Origin of the sequence: Tsukamurella strandjordii, from assembly GCF_039525985.1 — a bacterium.
GTDB classification, from domain to species: domain Bacteria; phylum Actinomycetota; class Actinomycetes; order Mycobacteriales; family Mycobacteriaceae; genus Tsukamurella; species Tsukamurella strandjordii.
On record NZ_BAAAII010000021.1, the window covers coordinates 1 to 580 of the forward strand.

A 580-nucleotide genomic window follows, 5' to 3' on the forward strand; every position below is an offset into this window, starting at 1 on the left:
CCGGGCGATCGGCTTCGCGCCGCGCGCCAGGGCGTGCTCCTCGGTCTCGATGACCAGCAGCGCCTGGGCCTCGCCGAAGACGAAGCCGTCGCGGTCCTTGTCGAAGGGACGCGACGCCGCGAGCGGGTCGTCGTTGCGGGTGGAGAGGGCGCGCATCATCGAGAACGGTGCGATGACCGGGCTGTCGATGCGTCCTTCGATACCACCGCAGACCGCGATGTCGGCGTCGCCGAGCACGATCTGGCGCCAGGCGTGGGCGATGGCCTCGTTGCCGGTCGAGCACGCCGAGACCGGTGCGATCGCTCCGGCGCGGGCGCCGATCTCCAGGGCCGCGACGGCCGCGGGGCCGTTGGGCATGGACATCTGCACCGCGAACGGCGAGACCTTGCGGACGCCGTGATCGCGCAGGGCGTCCACGGCTTCGACCATCGATTCGCCGCCGCCGAGGCCGGTGCCCACGACCGCTGCGAGGCGGAGCGGGTCGACATCGGGGCGTCCGGCCTTGTCCCACAGGCGCTTGGTCATCACGTGCGAGGCCTGCTCGACGTAGGACATGCGGCGCTTGGAGACGTGCTGCTTG

1 protein-coding gene is annotated in these 580 nt (G+C 71.7%); it reads right to left on the reverse strand.

The window, feature by feature from the left end:
- On the reverse strand, positions 1-580 hold a 580-nt coding region (locus ABD108_RS22110), incomplete at both ends, for a beta-ketoacyl synthase N-terminal-like domain-containing protein (RefSeq protein ID WP_343931408.1).